This window comes from Paenibacillus sp. B2(2019), assembly GCF_008370385.1.
Classification (GTDB): domain Bacteria; phylum Bacillota; class Bacilli; order Paenibacillales; family Paenibacillaceae; genus Paenibacillus_AQ.
In genome coordinates this window covers 15975-31916 of the sequence record NZ_VTZR01000023.1, presented here as the reverse complement: position 1 = coordinate 31916, position 15942 = coordinate 15975, and the positions used below count along the sequence as shown (strand labels likewise).

The window sequence follows — 15942 nt, the reverse complement described above, 5'->3', positions numbered from 1 at the left end:
ATATTTTGAAGGGAGATCCATTTCATGGCTAGAGAGTTCTCCTTAAAAAATACACGTAATATCGGGATCATGGCGCATATTGATGCTGGTAAAACAACTACCACAGAGCGGATTCTTTTCTATACAGGCCGTACGCACAAAATCGGTGAAGTTCACGAGGGTGCTGCTACAATGGACTGGATGGAGCAAGAACAAGAGCGCGGAATCACGATTACGTCCGCTGCTACGACTGCTGCGTGGAAAGGTCACCGCATCAATATCATTGATACCCCAGGACACGTTGACTTCACTGTTGAAGTTGAACGTTCCCTGCGTGTATTGGATGGGGCAGTAGGTGTATTTAGTGCAAAAGAGGGCGTTGAGCCTCAGTCTGAAACCGTATGGAGACAGGCTGACCGTTATAACGTTCCACGTATTGCATATGTGAACAAAATGGACATTATCGGTGCGGATTTCCTTAACGTAATCGAAACTATGCGTGATCGCCTTCAAGCCAATGCAGTTGCTATTCAATTGCCAATTGGTGCAGAAAGTGATTTCACTGGTATTATCGACCTTGTTGAGCAAAAAGCACACATGTTCAGAGATGATCTAGGCCAAAACATCGAAGTAACGGATATTCCGGAAGAATATTTGGCCAAAGTTGAGGAGCTGCGTCTCGAGTTGATCGAGAAAGTTGCTGAACTTGATGAAGATCTGACTATGAAGTACCTGGAAGGCGAAGAAATTACAGTTCCGGAAATTAAAGCTGCACTGCGCAAAGGCGTAGTTGAAGTTAAATTGTTCCCTGTAATTGTTGGATCCTCCTACCGTAACAAAGGGATTCAGCTTATGCTGGATGCTGTTGTTGATTACTTGCCATCTCCTCTTGACGTTCCAGCTATCACTGGACATCTTGATGATGGAACTGAAGCAGTTCGTCATTCTTCGGATGAAGAACCGTTTGCAGCTTTGGCATTTAAAATCATGACTGACCCTTATGTAGGTAAACTTACGTTCTTCCGTGTATACTCTGGTATTCTAGAGTCCGGATCTTACGTAGTTAATGCTACTAAGAACAAGCGTGAACGTATTGGTCGTATCCTTCAAATGCATGCTAACAGCCGTCAAGAGATTTCCATCGTGTATTCTGGCGACATCGCTGCAGCAGTTGGTTTGAAAGACACCAGTACAGGTGATACACTGTGTGATGAGAAGCATCCAGTAATTCTGGAATCAATGAACTTCCCTGATCCAGTTATCGAAATCGCTGTTGAACCAAAAACAAAAGCTGACCAAGATAAATTGGGCGTTGCTCTCGGTAAATTGACTGAAGAGGATCCAACTCTTCGTGCTCATACTGATGAAGAAACAGGCCAAACTATCCTGGCTGGTATGGGTGAACTTCACTTGGACATCATCATCGACCGTATGCGTCGTGAGTTCAAAGTAGAAACCAATGTGGGTAAACCACAGGTTGCTTACCGCGAAACGTTCAAGGCACCTGCTCGCGTCGAAGGTAAATTTGTACGCCAATCTGGTGGTCGTGGTCAATACGGTCACGTGTGGGTTGAATTTGAACCCCTCGAGCCAGGTACTGGTAGCAAATTCGAAAGTAAAGTTGTCGGTGGCTCGGTTCCTAGAGAGTACATCGCTCCTGCACTTGCGGGTATCGAAGAACAAATGAAAAACGGCGTACTTGCAGGCTTCCCGCTTGTAGACGTTAAAGCTACCATCGTTGATGGTTCTTACCATGATGTCGATTCCAACGAAATGGCATTTAAAATTGCCGGATCGATGGCGCTTAAAGCAGCTAAAGACAAGTGTAAACCTGTCCTGCTTGAGCCAATCATGAAAGTAGAAGTAACTGTTCCTGAGGAATATATGGGTGATGTTATGGGTATGCTGAACTCCCGCCGTGGCCGTATCGAAGGTATGGATTCCCGTGGTGGAGCGCAAATTATCCGTGCTAAGGTGCCTCTTTCCGAAATGTTCGGATACTCTACAACTCTTCGTTCTGGTACTCAAGGACGTGGCGTATTCTCAATGGAGCTTTCTCACTATGAAGAAGTTCCTAAATCCATTGCGGAAGAGATCGCTGCTAAGAACAAAGGCGGAGAATAATTACTAGTTTTAACTTGCCGTCCGAGTATAATTACTCAGTCATCTAAGATAAACATATATGCGGGCGGCTCAAATATAAGGAACCCCACATTAAGGAGGAACTGTTCAAATGGCAAAGGCAAAGTTTGAACGTAACAAACCGCACGTTAACATCGGTACTATTGGTCACGTCGACCATGGTAAAACGACTCTGACTGCTGCAATCACTACTGTATTGTCCAAAACTTACGGTGGCGCAGCTATCGCATTCGATCAAATCGACAAAGCTCCTGAAGAGCGCGAACGTGGTATCACAATCTCCACTTCCCACGTTGAATATGAAACTCCTAACCGTCACTACGCTCACGTAGACTGCCCTGGTCACGCCGACTATGTTAAAAACATGATCACAGGCGCAGCGCAAATGGACGGAGCTATCCTGGTTGTATCCGCAGCTGATGGCCCTATGCCACAAACTCGCGAGCACATCCTGTTGTCCCGTCAAGTAGGTGTTCCATACATCGTTGTTTTCTTGAACAAATGCGACATGGTTGAAGACGAAGAGTTGTTGGAATTGGTTGAAATGGAAGTTCGTGACTTGCTGAGCGAGTATGACTTCCCAGGCGACGACACTCCAATCATTCGTGGTTCTGCTCGTGAAGCTCTTCAAAACCCAGAAGGTGAATATGCTAAGAAGATTGTTGAAATGTTCGAAACAATCGACGAGTACATTCCACTTCCAGAGCGTCAAACTGACAAACCATTCTTGATGCCTGTCGAAGATGTATTCTCCATCACTGGCCGCGGTACTGTGGCAACTGGTCGCGTAGAACGCGGAACAGTTAAAGTCGGAGAAGAAATCGAAATCGTTGGTATTCACGAAGAAACTAAGAAATCCGTAGTTACGGGCGTAGAAATGTTCCGTAAATTGCTGGATTCCGCTCAAGCGGGCGACAACATCGGAGCTTTGCTTCGTGGTGTAGACCGTACTATGATCGAGCGTGGCCAAGTATTGGCTAAACCGAACTCTGTTAAACCACACACTGAGTTCACTGCTCAAATCTACGTTTTGACTAAAGAAGAAGGCGGACGTCACAAACCATTCTTCACTGGTTACCGTCCACAGTTCTACTTCCGTACAACTGACGTAACTGGCATCATCAACTTGCCAGAAGGTACTGAAATGGTTATGCCTGGTGACAACATCACTGTAACTGTTGCTTTGATCTCCCCTATCGCTATTGAAGAAGGTACTAAATTCTCCATTCGCGAAGGTGGACGTACAGTTGGAGCAGGTAGCGTAGCTTCCATCCAAAAATAAATTCGATTCTATCTGCGGGTAGACTCTGAATCATAGTGCCCCGGATTCTTCTTGCGGAGAATCCGGGGCTTTTTGTTATTTTATAGGGTAAACCATCATAAATTCGACAATATACGATAAAATAAGTATGAAATTTCGAATAATTCTACAAAATTCAACAAAATTCAACGATAAATTGTTTACAATTTTAATAATCATAGAGTAAAATGAAAGGAAGGTAATATTGTAAAAAAATAGTAATTAAGGGGAGAGTGATAACATGGGAAAATGTCCTTTTTCATTCATGCATGCTATAACATCACGTAATAATAATGAGGATTCTCACACCCCTAATTTGATAGAAAATAAACACCAGACTAAGCGTACTGAAGATTTTTTTCATACTCTTGAGGGTTATGACGAACTCAATGAGCAAATGAGAATGATTGATCTATCTGAATCAGATTTGAACTTATTACGTAGGGTAAAGCCTAGCGTTGAAAAGAATATAGACTATATAATTGATCAATTTTATAATTCGGTATTAGGTGTGGATAAACTCGAAGCCATTATATTGGAGCATAGTAGTATCGAGAGGTTGAAAACAACACTCCGCGAGCATATCATTGAAATTTTTGATGGCAAAGTTGATGAAGAATACATAGCAAAGCGAATGAAGATTGCTAATATTCATAAAAGAGTAGGACTTGAGCCTAAATGGTACTTATCCGCTTTTCAAAATCTTCAGAACGTTTTTATACAAGTTATCTATAATGAGACACATGATGACAATACACGTCTACATGTAGTTAAGACCGTAACTAAGCTGCTTAACCTTGAACAACAACTTGTCCTAGAGGAATACGAGAAGGAGAACGTCAAAGAGAAGGAACAGCAATACCTTTTGGTTAAAAATGAGTTAAAGCAGAAAATTGCTGAATTCAGCAGCGAATTAATAGATTTTAGTATCGACACAAATGCCGCTGTGAAGCAGCTAGTAGCCAGTAGCAATGAAGTGAGTAGAACATTCCAACGTACAGCTACATCTGCTCTAGAGTCGCAGGGGTTGGCTACAGATGGACATGAGCATATGGATAGCTTAACAGGACAGATTAATCTTATTTATCAAAGTACTAGTGAAATGGAACATTCAGTCCACGAATTAAGCAATTCCTCTAAACAAATTCAAAAAATCGTAAACTCAGTTAAAGATATTGCAGATCAAACTAAAATTCTTTCACTTAATGCAACGATAGAAGCCGCTAGAGCCGGAGTGCATGGTAGAGGGTTTAGTGTAGTTGCTCAAGAAGTTAGTCGGTTGGCAGAGGATACGAAGAATACTGTAATTCAGATCGTAGAGCTGACTTATAAATCGGGAAGTCTCACACAACAGGTCGTTGAGGAGATACGTAAGGTACAAGAGCTAACCAAAAGTGGGAAACATCAATCCGTTGAGACTAGTCTTTTGTTTTCCGAAATTGTAGAGGCGATGAGGAGTAGCACACAAGAGATTGTTATAGTAGAAGAAGAAATAAGAACATTGATTCAGACAATAGAGGGAATTGGGTCAGCAACAGCACAGACTGCGGAGTCAGCTGAGTTTTTTAAGTCTGCCACTGAGAATCTTTAACCTATATAATAGTAATAAAGCAACGCATGAAAAAAATATGCGTTGTTTTGTTATTTTAGCTTGCAATACTGCTGCCTATTATATATAATAATAAATGTTGTTCTGAGACGTTGCGATGATGTGAGAGGTTACTGACACACCCGGCCCCTTTGCCATGAGGTCGACGTCAGAAAATTTTCACGGAGTATGTCCGATAATAAATTGGGCGATAGAAGGAGGGACTAAAATGGCAAAGCAAAAAATTCGTATTCGCTTGAAAGCATACGACCACAGAATTCTTGATCAATCCGCAGAGAAAATCGTTGAAACTGCAAAACGTTCGGGTGCTGGTGTATCTGGACCGATTCCGTTGCCAACTGAGAAGCAAATCATTACTATTCTCCGTGCGGTACACAAGTACAAGGATTCCCGTGAACAGTTTGAACAACGGACTCACAAACGTTTGATCGATATTGTGAACCCAACACCACAAACTGTGGATGCCTTGATGCGCTTGGATCTACCGTCCGGTGTAGATATCGAAATCAAATTGTAATTCTATTTTTAGCAACTTAGGAAAAGAAAAGAGGTGTCAACATTGAAAGGTATCTTAGGAAAAAAACTCGGTATGACTCAAGTGTTTACTCCAGAAGGTAACGTAATTCCTGTTACTGTTATCGAAGCAGGCCCTTGTGTAGTACTGCAAAAGAAAGACCTGAATATCGACGGATATGAAGCAGTGCAATTGGGCTTTTCTGATAAAAAAGAAAGTCGCTCCAATAAGCCTGAACAAGGTCACGCCAAAAAGGCAAATGCAACACCTAAGCGCTACGTTCGTGAAATTCGCGGTGTTGACCTCGGGTCTCTCGAGGTTGGACAAGAACTGAAGGCTGATATTTTTGCTGAGGGCGAATTTGTTGACGTAACTGGCACATCTAAAGGTAAAGGTTTCCAAGGTAACATCAAACGTTGGGGACAAAGCCGCGGACCAATGGCACACGGATCGCGTTACCACAGAAGACCGGGTTCCATGGGTTCTATCCAAGCTAACCGTGTTCCGAAGGGCAAACGCCTCCCAGGACATATGGGTCACACGACTATCACGGTTCAAAAGCTTGAAATCATCAAGGTTGACGTTGAACGTAACGTATTGCTGGTTAAAGGCGCTATCCCAGGTCCTAAAAACAGCTTCGTGAAAGTTAAACAAACCGTTAAGAAATAATTACCTAAGAAAGGAGGAACATGAAATGCCAAAAGTAACACTTTTTAATATTAGTGGCAACGAAGTTGGTGAAGTAGAACTGAGCGATACAGTATTCGGTATTGAACCGAATGAGCACGTTCTACACGAAGCTGCGCTTATGCAAAGAGCTTCCCTTCGTCGTGGTACACACAAAGTAAAAGGACGTTCTGAAGTTCGTGGCGGTGGACGTAAGCCTTGGAAACAAAAAGGTACAGGTCGCGCTCGTCAAGGATCTATTCGTTCTCCACAATGGAAAGGCGGCGGCGTTGTCTTCGGACCAACACCACGTAGCTATTCCTGGAAATTGCCTAAGAAGGTTCGTCGTTTGGCGATCAAATCCGCTTTGTCCTCGAAAGTACTCGAGAATGACATTATCGTATTGGATAGCTTGACAATGAATGCTCCGAAGACGAAAGAATTCGCAGCAATCTTGAACAACCTGAAAGTGGAACGCAAAGCTTTGATCGTAGCTACTAGCTATGATGACAACGTAGCACTTTCCGCTCGTAACATCCCTGGGGTGAAATTCGTAGCGGCTGACGGCATTAATGTTCTTGACGTACTGACGTACGACAAACTGATCATCACTAAAGAAGCAGTTCTGAAGGTAGAGGAGGTGTTCGCGTAATGAAAGATCCTCGTGATATTATCAAACGTCCGGTGATTACGGAACGTACTTCCGACTACATGAGCGAAATGAAATACGCTTTTGAAGTGGATATCCGTGCTAACAAAACCGAAATCAAAAAAGCTGTCGAGGCTATTTTCAAAGTAAAAGTAACTAATGTGAACACAATGCGCGTGCCTGGCAAACTGAAACGTTATGGTAAATATTCTGGTTACACTCCAGAGTGGAAAAAAGCCATCGTTAAGCTTAGCCCGGACAGCAAACCGCTTGAATTTTTTGAAGCGGTAGAATAATACTCTTAAAGTAAGGAGGAAACTATAGTGCCAATCAAAAAGTACAAACCGACCTCTCCGGCAAGACGCCATATGTCTGTGTCTACGTTTGAAGAAATCACAACAAACCAGCCAGAGAAATCGTTGCTTTCTCCGCTGTTCAAACATGCGGGACGCAACAACCAAGGTAAAATTACGGTTCGTCACCATGGCGGCGGACACAAACGTAAATACCGTATTATCGACTTCAAACGGACTAAAGACGGCATACCAGGTAGCGTTGCTACAATCGAGTATGACCCGAACCGTACATCTAATATTGCTTTGATCCACTATGCTGATGGAGAGAAACGTTATATCATCGCTCCTAAAGGCCTAAAAGTTGGGGATAAAGTAGAATCCGGCCCAACAGCCGACATCAAAATTGGTAACAGTCTTGCGCTGGAGAACATCCCAGTGGGTACAGTTATCCACAACATTGAGTTGAAACCAGGTAAAGGCGGACAATTGGTTCGTGCTGCTGGTACAGAAGCTCAATTGCTTGGTAAAGAAGAAAAATACTGTTCCGTTCGTTTGTCATCCGGTGAGGTTCGTAAGATCCTTAGCGTGTGCCGTGCAACTATCGGTTCCGTAGGTAACGAAGATCATGAATTGATCAAAATCGGTAAAGCTGGACGTAGTCGCTGGCTGGGCCGTCGCCCTGAAGTACGCGGTGTAGTAATGAACCCGAACGATCACCCACACGGTGGTGGTGAAGGCCGCGCTCCAATCGGACGTAAATCGCCTATGTCTCCATGGGGTAAACCAACCCTTGGTTACAAAACGCGTAAGAAAAACAAGGCATCTGATAAATATATCGTTCGCCGCCGCACAAAATAAGACGCTTCTGGCAAGTTAATAAAGCGCGAAGCGTCGATTCGCGGTTTGAAGAACCGGATGAAGGGAGGATTCACACATGGGTCGCAGTTTAAAGAAGGGGCCGTTTATCGATGGCTACCTGCTTAAAAAAGTTGAGGAACTGAACGAGGCTGAAAAAAAGGTTGTAGTTAAAACTTGGTCCCGTCGCTCAACCATTTTCCCTCAGTTTATCGGACATACGTTTGGTGTATATGACGGCCGTAAACACGTGCCTGTATACGTAACAGAAGATATGGTAGGTCACAAGTTGGGCGAGTTCGCGCCAACACGTACTTACAAAGGCCACGCGGGTGACGATAAGAAAACAAGAAGATAATAATAAGGTCTCTGTTTGAAAGGAGGTTAAACAATGGAAGCAAAAGCACATGCAAGATCGGTGCGGATTTCCGCTCGTAAAGCGAAACTGGTTGTTGACTTGATTCGTGGTAAGCAAGTGGGGGAAGCAATTGCTATTCTTCGCCACACTCCGAAATCCGCTTCTCCGGTCGTTGAGAAGTTGCTTAATTCGGCAATTGCGAATGCTGAGCATAACTATTCTTTGGACGTGAACAGTTTGTTCGTTAGCGAGGTTTTCGTTAACCAAGGACCTACTATGAAACGTTTCCGTCCGCGCGCCATGGGCCGCGCAAGTCGGATCAATAAACGCACGAGCCACATTACACTGGTGGTATCTGAGAAATAAGGAGGGATAACACGTGGGTCAAAAGGTAAATCCAATCGGACTCCGGATCGGGATCATTCGCGATTGGGAATCTAAATGGTATGCAGGAAAAGATTTCGGTACTCTTCTGATGGAAGACGTCAAAATCCGGGAATACCTTAAAGGTAAGTTGAAGGATTCCGCTGTTTCCCATATCGAGATCGAAAGAGCGGCTAACCGCGTGAACGTTACAATTCACACTGCTAAACCAGGTATGGTTATTGGTAAGGGCGGAGCAGAAGTAGAAGTACTTCGCAGCGCAGTTACAGCAATCGCTGGTGGCAAAAAAGTACACATCAACATCAATGAAATCAAGCACCCTGAATTGGATGCAATTCTTGTAGCTGAGAGCATTGCTCAACAATTGGAACGTCGTGTATCGTTCCGTCGTGCACTCAAACAAGCGATTCAAAGAACAATGCGTTCTGGCGCAAAAGGGATTAAAACTCAAGTAGGCGGACGTCTTGGCGGAGCTGAGATTGCTCGTTCAGAAGGTTATAGCGAAGGAACAGTTCCACTTCATACGCTTCGTGCCGATATCGATTACGGAACGGCTGAAGCACATACAACTTACGGTCTTATCGGCGTAAAAGTATGGATCTACCGTGGAGAAGTTCTTCCCCCAGCTAAGAAACAAGCTGCTCAGGAAGGAGGCAACTAATCATGTTGGTACCAAAACGCGTAAAACACCGCAAGCAACAACGCGGACACATGAAGGGTATGGCAAAGGGTGGTACTGAATTGAACTTCGGCGAATTCGGCCTGGTTGCAATGGAACCATCTTGGATCACTAACCGTCAGATCGAAGCTGCTCGTATCGCAATGACACGTTATATCAAACGTGGCGGTCAAGTTTGGATCAAGATTTTCCCAGATAAGCCTATTACTCAAAAGCCTCTCGAGGTTCGTATGGGTAGTGGTAAAGGTAACGTTGAGAAATGGGTAGCCGTAGTTAAACCGGGCAAGATTATGTTCGAACTCGGAGGCGTGTCGGAAGAAATCGCTCGTGAAGCGATGCGTCTTGCCGCTCACAAGCTGCCTGTTAAGACTAAGTTTGTGAAACGTGAAGAATTGGGTGGTGAAGCAAATGAAAGCTAATGAACTTCGCAACTTAACCACTGCTGAGATTGAACAAAAGATCGCTGGATTCAAAGAGGAACTTTTTAATCTCCGTTTCCAATTGGCAACTGGCCAACTGGACAACCCGACTCGGATTCGTGACGTGCGTAAGGAAATAGCTCGTGCTAAAACCGTAATCCATCAAAGAGTGCTTGGGATTAGTTAAGTGAGACGGATCTCAGATCCGTATTCAGGAAGGAGGCTAACTAATGAGCGAAGAACGTAATGCACGTAAAGTGCTAATCGGTAAAGTGGTCAGTGATAAAATGGATAAAACCATCGTAGTCGCTGTTGAAACCTATAAGAAGCATAACTTGTACCACAAACGCATCAAGTCTACGAAGAAATTCAAAGCACATGATGAGGAAAACGTTGCGAAAATTGGCGATACCGTAAAAGTCATGGAAACTCGTCCGTTGTCCAAGGACAAACGTTGGAGACTAGTTGAAGTGGTTGAAAAAGCGGTTATCATCTAAGATAATCAAAAGAGTTTTTCCGGAAGGAGGAAATTATAATGATTCAACCATTTACACGCTTGCATGTGGCTGACAACTCTGGTGCGAAGGAACTGATGTGTATCCGCGTACTGGGTGGTACTGGACGCCGTACAGCAGCAATCGGTGATTTGATCGTTTGTTCCGTTAAACAAGCAACACCAGGCGGCGTTGTCAAAAAAGGTGATGTTGTTAGAGCGGTAGTTGTTCGTACGAAACGTTCCGTTCGTCGTAAAGATGGATCTTACATCGCATTCGACGAAAATGCAGCTGTTGTTGTTAAAGACGACAGAAGCCCTCGTGGAACACGTATCTTTGGACCAGTTGCTCGCGAACTTCGCGATAAAGACTACATGAAGATCGTTTCCTTGGCACCGGAAGTAATCTAATAAACACGAGCACCAATAAGTTGAAGGTTAGTTATAGGAGGTGTAATAAATGCCTAGAGTGAAAAAAGTTCTGGAATCCCATAACAATAAACTGCACGTGAAGAAAGATGATGTGGTGCTTGTGATTAGTGGTAAAGACAAAGGCAAAAAAGGCCGTGTCATCGCTGCTTATCCTCGTGAAAACCGCGTTCTGGTAGAAGGCGTCAATATGGTGAAAAAACACCAAAAGCCGAACCAGCTGAATCCACAGGGTGGAATTATTGAGCAGGAAGCTTCGATTCATGTGTCCAACGTAATGCACATCGATCCGAAGTCCGGCAAAGTAACACGTATCGGTTACAAAGTATTGGACAACGGTAAAAAAGTTCGGATTGCTAAAAGATCCGGAGAGATTATCGACTAATCTAGCCCTTAAGAAAGGAGGTTAAATCTTCATGGCAGCAAGAATGAAAGAACGTTATCTCAACGAAATAACACCTGCTTTGATGCAGAAGTTTAACTATACAACTGTTATGCAAGTGCCTAAGATCGAGAAGGTTGTCATCAACATGGGTGTGGGTGACGCTGTTCAAAACTCCAAAGTACTTGATGCTGCAGTTAATGACATGCAGTTGATCGCTGGTCAAAAACCAGTAATCACTAAAGCTAAAAAATCCATCGCTGGTTTCAAACTACGCGAAAATATGCCGATTGGGGTTAAAGTAACACTGCGCGGCGAGCGTATGTATTACTTCTTGGACAAATTGTTCAACGTAACGCTTCCACGCGTACGTGACTTCCGTGGTGTTTCCACTAAAGCCTTTGACGGCCGTGGTAACTACACACTTGGTCTTAAAGAACAATTGATCTTCCCCGAGATCGAATATGACAAAGTGGATAAAGTCCGCGGTATGGACATCGTTATTGTAACGACTGCTAAGACGGACGAGGAATCCCGCGAGCTGCTGGGTCAGCTGGGAATGCCTTTCGCAAAATAAAGTCGGTTAATCCATTTTCTCCGAAAATGTTTAGGAGGTGTCAGGCTAAGTGGCAAAAACTTCGATGAAAGTTAAACAACAACGTACGCCTAAGTTTAAAGTACGTGCATATACACGTTGCGAACGTTGTGGTCGTCCACATTCGGTACTGCAAAAGTTCAAAATTTGCAGAATTTGTTTCCGTGAATTAGCTTATAAAGGCCAGATCCCTGGCGTGAAAAAAGCAAGTTGGTAAGAAGTTTATAAACGGGAAGGAGGTTTACACACATGACTATGTCTGATCCTATTGCAGATATGCTTACTCGTATTCGTAACGCTAACATTGTGCGTCACGAAACGGTAGAAATGCCTGCTTCTACTATGAAGAAACAAATCGCTGACATTTTGAAGCGTGAAGGTTTCATCCGCGATGCGGAATTCGTTGAAGATAGCAAACAAGGGATTATCCGTATCTTCTTGAAATACGGCCCTAACCAAGAGCGTGTTATTTCTGGTTTGAAAAGAATCAGTAAACCAGGCCTTCGCGTATACACGAAGAGCAATGAAGTGCCTCGTGTACTCGGTGGTCTAGGAATCGCGATTATCTCCACATCTAAGGGAGTTATGACCGACAAAGAAGCTCGTCAATCAAAATCTGGCGGAGAAGTTGTCTGCTACATTTGGTAATAAACGTCACAAGATAAGGAGGTGCAACACATGTCTCGTATTGGTCGTAAACCAATCGCAGTACCTAGCGGTGTAGATGTCACTTTGGACAACGCCGTTATTACAGTAAAAGGTCCAAAAGGTTCTTTGACTCGTGAGCTTCATAAAGACATGAAGGTTACAGTTGAAAATAACGAAATTACCGTTGTTCGTCCGTCGGATAACAAATTGCATCGTTCACTTCACGGCACAACCCGCTCCGTTGTCAACAACATGGTAGCAGGCGTGACTGAAGGTTTCTCGAAATCTCTGGAATTGGTTGGGGTCGGATATCGTGCAAGCAAATCCGGAGATAAAGTCGTTCTGAACGTTGGTTACTCCCACCCGGTTGAAATTACACCGGAAGCAGGTATTGAGTTTGAAGTTCCTGCGAACACGAAGATCATCGTTAAAGGTATCGATAAAGAACGCGTTGGCGCATATGCTGCTAAAATTCGTTCCGTTCGTGAGCCAGAACCGTATAAAGGTAAAGGTATCAAATATGAAGGCGAGCGTATCATCCGCAAAGAAGGTAAAGCTGGTAAGAAGAAATAACCAGTTTGAACTTAATTGTAAGATACCCCGTGCATCTTAAAGTGAAGCTGTTTACGGCAAACTGAAGGGAGTGAAAGGGAAGTCATGATTACAAAAGAAGATAAAAACAAGGCTCGTCTCAAAAGACACCTGCGTGTTCGTAAGAAGATCCAGGGAACTACTGAGCGTCCACGTTTGAACGTATTCCGTTCTTCAAAACACATCTACGCTCAACTGATCGATGATGTTAAAGGGGTTACTATCGTATCCGCTTCTACACTTGATAAAGAACTGAGCGCTAACATCGGTAATGGCGGCAGCGTTGAAGCTGCAGCGAAAGTTGGCCAATTGGTCGCTGAACGTGCTAAAGAAAAAGGCTATGCAGTGGTCGTATTCGACCGCGGAGGTTACTTGTACCATGGACGAATTCAAGCATTGGCTGACGCAGCTCGTGAAGCTGGTCTTGAATTCTAGAATAATTCTTAAAAGGAGGTTAACGACTTGCGTGTAGATCCGAACAGTTTAGAACTGACAGAAAGAGTTGTACACATTAACCGTGTAGCAAAAGTTGTAAAAGGCGGACGCCGTTTCAGCTTTAGTGCACTCGTTGTTGTGGGCGATGGCAATGGCTACGTCGGTGCTGGTATCGGTAAAGCCGGCGAAGTTCCGGATGCCATCCGTAAAGGCATTGAAGACGCCAAGAAAAACCTGATTCACATTCCAATCGTAGGAACTTCGATTCCCCATCTCGTTACTGGCCACTTCGGCGCAGGACGCGTGTTGCTGAAACCAGCATCAGAGGGTACTGGCGTTATCGCTGGCGGTCCAGTTCGTGCGGTATTGGAATTGGCAGGCGTTGGCGACATTTTGACAAAATCACTGGGTTCTTCGAATTCCATGAACATGGTCAATGCAACTTTGGAGGGACTTTCCCGTCTGAAACGCATTGAAGAGGTCGCGAAACTTCGCGGCAAATCTGTCGAAGAATTGCGCGGTTAAGGAGGGGAACGTCAATGGCAAAATTGCAAATTACCCTCGTACGTAGTGTAATCGGACGTCCAGAAACACAACGTGTTACTGTTAAGACGCTCGGCCTACGTAAACTCAACACGACAGTGGTTCACAATGACAGTCCTGCAATTCGCGGAATGATCAACAAAGTGAGTCACTTGCTATCTGTAACTGAAATTGAAGGCTAATCGCCTCGCATAAATTAACAAACATAAGGAGGTGCAAACGATGAAGTTACATGAACTTGCTCCAGCTCCTGGTTCCCGCAAAGAACGCAATCGCGTTGGTCGTGGACCAAGTAGCGGAAATGGTAAAACTTCCGGTCGCGGTCACAAAGGTCAAAACTCACGTTCTGGCGGTGGTGTTCGTCCGGGCTTCGAGGGTGGACAAAATCCGCTCTATCGTCGTCTGCCTAAACGTGGTTTCGTCAATCCTACCCGTAAAGAGTATGCGATTGTGAACCTTGAAGATCTGAATAGCTTTGCAGAAGGAACAGAAGTGACTCCGCAGTTGTTGCTTGAAACTGGTGTTGTCAAGAATTCCAAAAGCGGCATTAAGATTCTCGGCAATGGTGAGTTAACCGTTAAATTGACTGTACAAGCAAATAAGTTCTCTCAATCTGCGGTAGAGAAAATCGAGGCTGCCGGCGGTAAAACCGAGGTGATCTAATGTTCAAGACGCTTAAGAATATCTGGCATGTGGAAGATTTGCGCAAAAAGATCCTGTTTACCTTGTTCATTCTGATTATCTACCGTATCGGTTCGTTTGTACCGGTTCCTGGTGTGAACAAAGATGTACTGGAAACAGCAAATCAAAGCGGTGACGCTTTGATGGGACTTTTGAACACCTTCTCGGGCGGAGCGCTCAAAAACTTCTCGATATTTGCGATAAGTATTTATCCGTACATTACAGCATCCATCATCGTGCAATTGCTGTCGATGGATGTTGTTCCTAAGTTTGCTGAATGGGCTAAACAAGGGGAGCACGGTAAAAAACAACTAGCGCAAATCACTCGTTATGGTACTGTGATTTTGGCCCTGATCCAAGGTTTTGCTACGTCGATAGGGTTTAACCGGATTTATGGAACTCAAATGATGCCGAATGCGACATTTGCTGACTACTTACTGGTTGCCATTATCTTGACGGCTGGTACTTCTTTCCTGATGTGGCTTGGTGAACAGATTACCGAAAAGGGAATCGGGAACGGGATTTCGATCCTGATTTTTGCGGGAATCGTCGCCGCCATCCCGGGATATATCACGAGTACGGCTAACTCAAGCTTTATTCAGCCGGATCAAGTGTTCCTGAATATTCTTAAAGTCGTTATTGTGCTGATTGTGATTGTAGCGATTATTACAGCAGTTATCTTCGTACAGCAAGGTATTCGGAAGATTCCTGTTCAATACGCTAAACGCGTAGTCGGCAACAAAATGTACGGTGGACAGAATACGCACATTCCGCTGAAAATTAATGCGGCTGGTGTAATTCCGGTTATCTTCGCCGTATCACTGCTTCAGTTCCCAGTTGTTCTCTCCAGTTTCTGGTCAACACATGCCTGGGCTCAATGGATTGCCAAGTATTTGGCAACTGATGCACCACTTGGTATGCTTCTGTATGTAGTGATGATCATCGGGTTCACGTTCTTCTATACGTTCGTGCAGATGAATCCTCAGCAGATGGCTGATAACATGAAGAAGAATGGTGGTTACATTCCAGGTATCCGTCCTGGTAAAGCTACTGAGAAATATTTGACTAGAGTAATGTCTCGTCTGACTATGTCCGGCGCATTGTTCCTGGCTTTGATCTCTGTATTGCCGATGTTCTTCGGTGCTTTATCTGGATTGCCTAAAGAAGTTCGAATTGGTGGTACTTCACTGCTAATCGTAATCGGTGTGGCATTGGATACTATGAAGCAGATCGAGAGCCAATTGATCAAACGCCATTACAAAGGCTTCATCAATAAATAGGCGATAGGTTCCGGT

25 protein-coding genes are annotated in these 15942 nt (G+C 44.2%); all 25 read left to right on the top strand.

From position 1 onward, the window contains the following. Positions 1 to 24: 24 nt before the first annotated feature. Positions 25 to 2103: an elongation factor G gene (fusA, locus tag PAENI_RS21155; protein ID WP_042192180.1), complete on the top strand. Its 2079-nt coding sequence runs from the start codon at positions 25 to 27 to the stop codon at positions 2101 to 2103. Between the two features lie 109 nt (positions 2104 to 2212). Next, the gene (tuf, locus tag PAENI_RS21150) at positions 2213 to 3403 is read left to right on the top strand and encodes an elongation factor Tu (protein WP_042192178.1); all 1191 of its coding nucleotides are present in this window, start codon (positions 2213 to 2215) and stop codon (positions 3401 to 3403) included. 334 nt (positions 3404 to 3737) lie between these two features. Further along, the gene (locus PAENI_RS21145; RefSeq protein ID WP_223178985.1) at positions 3738 to 5012 is read left to right on the top strand and encodes a globin-coupled sensor protein; all 1275 of its coding nucleotides are present in this window, start codon (positions 3738 to 3740) and stop codon (positions 5010 to 5012) included. Between the two features lie 226 nt (positions 5013 to 5238). Further along, the gene (gene rpsJ, locus PAENI_RS21140) at positions 5239 to 5547 is read left to right on the top strand and encodes a 30S ribosomal protein S10 (protein WP_017692074.1); all 309 of its coding nucleotides are present in this window, start codon (positions 5239 to 5241) and stop codon (positions 5545 to 5547) included. A 42-nt stretch (positions 5548 to 5589) separates the two neighbouring features. After that, complete coding sequence (gene rplC, locus PAENI_RS21135) at positions 5590 to 6213, top strand: 50S ribosomal protein L3 (RefSeq protein ID WP_076286852.1); 624 nt, start codon at positions 5590 to 5592, stop codon at positions 6211 to 6213. Positions 6214 to 6238: 25 nt separating this feature from the next. Beyond that, entirely contained in the window at positions 6239 to 6862 is a 624-nt protein-coding gene (gene rplD / locus PAENI_RS21130) for a 50S ribosomal protein L4 (protein ID WP_042192174.1), read from the top strand. Beyond that, on the top strand, positions 6862 to 7155 hold the full coding sequence (rplW, locus tag PAENI_RS21125) for a 50S ribosomal protein L23 (RefSeq protein WP_036680537.1): 294 nt from the start codon (positions 6862 to 6864) through the stop codon (positions 7153 to 7155). The genes rplD and rplW overlap by 1 nt, the downstream gene beginning before the upstream one ends. A gap of 27 nt (positions 7156 to 7182) precedes the next feature. Further along, positions 7183 to 8013 (top strand): 50S ribosomal protein L2, encoded by an 831-nt coding sequence (gene rplB / locus PAENI_RS21120; protein ID WP_042192171.1) that lies wholly within the window; start codon positions 7183 to 7185, stop codon positions 8011 to 8013. Positions 8014 to 8089: 76 nt separating this feature from the next. Then, entirely contained in the window at positions 8090 to 8368 is a 279-nt protein-coding gene (gene rpsS, locus PAENI_RS21115; protein ID WP_036652940.1) for a 30S ribosomal protein S19, read from the top strand. A gap of 33 nt (positions 8369 to 8401) precedes the next feature. Continuing rightward, the gene (gene rplV / locus PAENI_RS21110; RefSeq protein WP_036680546.1) at positions 8402 to 8734 is read left to right on the top strand and encodes a 50S ribosomal protein L22; all 333 of its coding nucleotides are present in this window, start codon (positions 8402 to 8404) and stop codon (positions 8732 to 8734) included. A 13-nt stretch (positions 8735 to 8747) separates the two neighbouring features. Beyond that, on the top strand, positions 8748 to 9413 hold the full coding sequence (rpsC, locus tag PAENI_RS21105; RefSeq protein WP_042192169.1) for a 30S ribosomal protein S3: 666 nt from the start codon (positions 8748 to 8750) through the stop codon (positions 9411 to 9413). A 2-nt stretch (positions 9414 to 9415) separates the two neighbouring features. Further along, positions 9416 to 9850, top strand: a complete 435-nt coding sequence (gene rplP, locus PAENI_RS21100) for a 50S ribosomal protein L16 (protein WP_042131224.1) — start codon at positions 9416 to 9418, stop codon at positions 9848 to 9850. Next, on the top strand, positions 9840 to 10037 hold the full coding sequence (gene rpmC / locus PAENI_RS21095; protein ID WP_019908232.1) for a 50S ribosomal protein L29: 198 nt from the start codon (positions 9840 to 9842) through the stop codon (positions 10035 to 10037). Before rplP ends, rpmC begins: the two co-directional genes overlap by 11 nt. A 43-nt stretch (positions 10038 to 10080) precedes the next feature. Continuing rightward, a complete protein-coding gene (rpsQ, locus tag PAENI_RS21090; RefSeq protein WP_042131223.1) occupies positions 10081 to 10347 on the top strand; it encodes a 30S ribosomal protein S17 in 267 nt (88 codons plus the stop codon). A 38-nt stretch (positions 10348 to 10385) separates the two neighbouring features. Further along, complete coding sequence (gene rplN, locus PAENI_RS21085; RefSeq protein WP_036680556.1) at positions 10386 to 10754, top strand: 50S ribosomal protein L14; 369 nt, start codon at positions 10386 to 10388, stop codon at positions 10752 to 10754. Positions 10755 to 10803: 49 nt separating this feature from the next. Next, positions 10804 to 11157, top strand: a complete 354-nt coding sequence (rplX, locus tag PAENI_RS21080) for a 50S ribosomal protein L24 (protein WP_076286851.1) — start codon at positions 10804 to 10806, stop codon at positions 11155 to 11157. A 31-nt stretch (positions 11158 to 11188) separates the two neighbouring features. Further along, positions 11189 to 11731 carry a 50S ribosomal protein L5 gene (gene rplE / locus PAENI_RS21075; RefSeq protein WP_042131222.1) on the top strand — a complete coding sequence of 181 codons (543 nt, stop codon included), beginning with the start codon at positions 11189 to 11191 and terminating at the stop codon, positions 11729 to 11731. 49 nt (positions 11732 to 11780) lie between these two features. Beyond that, positions 11781 to 11966, top strand: coding sequence for a type Z 30S ribosomal protein S14 (locus PAENI_RS21070; RefSeq protein WP_013312154.1), 186 nt, complete (start codon positions 11781 to 11783; stop codon positions 11964 to 11966). Positions 11967 to 11998: 32 nt separating this feature from the next. Next, positions 11999 to 12397 (top strand): 30S ribosomal protein S8, encoded by a 399-nt coding sequence (gene rpsH / locus PAENI_RS21065; protein WP_036680560.1) that lies wholly within the window; start codon positions 11999 to 12001, stop codon positions 12395 to 12397. Between the two features lie 30 nt (positions 12398 to 12427). Beyond that, entirely contained in the window at positions 12428 to 12970 is a 543-nt protein-coding gene (rplF, locus tag PAENI_RS21060) for a 50S ribosomal protein L6 (protein ID WP_042192166.1), read from the top strand. Positions 12971 to 13054: 84 nt separating this feature from the next. Continuing rightward, positions 13055 to 13423, top strand: a complete 369-nt coding sequence (rplR, locus tag PAENI_RS21055; protein WP_042131220.1) for a 50S ribosomal protein L18 — start codon at positions 13055 to 13057, stop codon at positions 13421 to 13423. A 27-nt stretch (positions 13424 to 13450) separates the two neighbouring features. Beyond that, complete coding sequence (gene rpsE / locus PAENI_RS21050) at positions 13451 to 13948, top strand: 30S ribosomal protein S5 (RefSeq protein WP_036652980.1); 498 nt, start codon at positions 13451 to 13453, stop codon at positions 13946 to 13948. Between the two features lie 14 nt (positions 13949 to 13962). Further along, positions 13963 to 14148: a 50S ribosomal protein L30 gene (gene rpmD / locus PAENI_RS21045; protein ID WP_036680567.1), complete on the top strand. Its 186-nt coding sequence runs from the start codon at positions 13963 to 13965 to the stop codon at positions 14146 to 14148. A gap of 40 nt (positions 14149 to 14188) precedes the next feature. After that, a complete protein-coding gene (gene rplO, locus PAENI_RS21040) occupies positions 14189 to 14629 on the top strand; it encodes a 50S ribosomal protein L15 (RefSeq protein WP_036680569.1) in 441 nt (146 codons plus the stop codon). Beyond that, positions 14629 to 15927, top strand: coding sequence for a preprotein translocase subunit SecY (secY, locus tag PAENI_RS21035; RefSeq protein WP_042131218.1), 1299 nt, complete (start codon positions 14629 to 14631; stop codon positions 15925 to 15927). The genes rplO and secY overlap by 1 nt, the downstream gene beginning before the upstream one ends. The last annotated feature ends 15 nt before the right edge of the window (positions 15928 to 15942 follow it).

What these genes read in the sequence shown, in the direction of transcription:
- rpsJ (WP_017692074.1), top strand. Translation starts at nt 5,239, where the DNA reads ATGGCAAAGCAAAAAATTCGTATTCGCTTGAAAGCATACGACCACAGA.
- rpmD (WP_036680567.1), top strand. Translation starts at nt 13,963, where the DNA reads ATGGCAAAATTGCAAATTACCCTCGTACGTAGTGTAATCGGACGTCCA.
- tuf (WP_042192178.1), top strand. Translation starts at nt 2,213, where the DNA reads ATGGCAAAGGCAAAGTTTGAACGTAACAAACCGCACGTTAACATCGGT.
- rplP (WP_042131224.1), top strand. Translation starts at nt 9,416, where the DNA reads ATGTTGGTACCAAAACGCGTAAAACACCGCAAGCAACAACGCGGACAC.
- rplO (WP_036680569.1), top strand. Translation starts at nt 14,189, where the DNA reads ATGAAGTTACATGAACTTGCTCCAGCTCCTGGTTCCCGCAAAGAACGC.
- rplN (WP_036680556.1), top strand. Translation starts at nt 10,386, where the DNA reads ATGATTCAACCATTTACACGCTTGCATGTGGCTGACAACTCTGGTGCG.
- rpsH (WP_036680560.1), top strand. Translation starts at nt 11,999, where the DNA reads ATGACTATGTCTGATCCTATTGCAGATATGCTTACTCGTATTCGTAAC.
- rplF (WP_042192166.1), top strand. Translation starts at nt 12,428, where the DNA reads ATGTCTCGTATTGGTCGTAAACCAATCGCAGTACCTAGCGGTGTAGAT.
- rplE (WP_042131222.1), top strand. Translation starts at nt 11,189, where the DNA reads ATGGCAGCAAGAATGAAAGAACGTTATCTCAACGAAATAACACCTGCT.
- rpsS (WP_036652940.1), top strand. Translation starts at nt 8,090, where the DNA reads ATGGGTCGCAGTTTAAAGAAGGGGCCGTTTATCGATGGCTACCTGCTT.
- rpsQ (WP_042131223.1), top strand. Translation starts at nt 10,081, where the DNA reads ATGAGCGAAGAACGTAATGCACGTAAAGTGCTAATCGGTAAAGTGGTC.
- rplR (WP_042131220.1), top strand. Translation starts at nt 13,055, where the DNA reads ATGATTACAAAAGAAGATAAAAACAAGGCTCGTCTCAAAAGACACCTG.
- rplV (WP_036680546.1), top strand. Translation starts at nt 8,402, where the DNA reads ATGGAAGCAAAAGCACATGCAAGATCGGTGCGGATTTCCGCTCGTAAA.
- rpmC (WP_019908232.1), top strand. Translation starts at nt 9,840, where the DNA reads ATGAAAGCTAATGAACTTCGCAACTTAACCACTGCTGAGATTGAACAA.
- rplW (WP_036680537.1), top strand. Translation starts at nt 6,862, where the DNA reads ATGAAAGATCCTCGTGATATTATCAAACGTCCGGTGATTACGGAACGT.
- secY (WP_042131218.1), top strand. Translation starts at nt 14,629, where the DNA reads ATGTTCAAGACGCTTAAGAATATCTGGCATGTGGAAGATTTGCGCAAA.
- rplD (WP_042192174.1), top strand. Translation starts at nt 6,239, where the DNA reads ATGCCAAAAGTAACACTTTTTAATATTAGTGGCAACGAAGTTGGTGAA.
- rplX (WP_076286851.1), top strand. Translation starts at nt 10,804, where the DNA reads ATGCCTAGAGTGAAAAAAGTTCTGGAATCCCATAACAATAAACTGCAC.
- fusA (WP_042192180.1), top strand. Translation starts at nt 25, where the DNA reads ATGGCTAGAGAGTTCTCCTTAAAAAATACACGTAATATCGGGATCATG.